The sequence below is a fragment of the Duganella violaceipulchra genome (assembly GCF_019166075.1).
GTDB classification, from domain to species: domain Bacteria; phylum Pseudomonadota; class Gammaproteobacteria; order Burkholderiales; family Burkholderiaceae_D; genus Rugamonas; species Rugamonas violaceipulchra.
In genome coordinates this window covers 1-249 of the sequence record NZ_JAHTGR010000249.1, presented here as the reverse complement: position 1 = coordinate 249, position 249 = coordinate 1, and the positions used below count along the sequence as shown (strand labels likewise).

The window sequence follows — 249 nt, the reverse complement described above, 5'->3', positions numbered from 1 at the left end:
CATCCTGCTGATCACCCAGCACCACATCATCTCGGACGGCTGGTCGACCGGACTGCTGGTGCAGGAAGTAACGGCCCTGTATACCGCCTTCAGCCAAGGGCAGCCCGACCCGTTGCCGGCGTTGGCGCTCCAGTATGCCGACTATGCTGCGTGGCAACGGCAGTGGCTGCAAGGCGAAGTGCTGAAAGAGCAAATCGATTTCTGGCACCACCACCTGCAAGGCGCCCCGGCGCTGCTGGAGCTGCCCAC

Annotated in this window: 1 protein-coding gene; it reads left to right on the top strand. The window is 63.5% G+C overall.

The window, feature by feature from the left end; all coding sequences use genetic code 11:
* Positions 1 to 249: condensation domain-containing protein (locus tag KVP70_RS33915; protein WP_217946810.1), on the top strand; the 249-nt coding region annotated here is incomplete at both ends.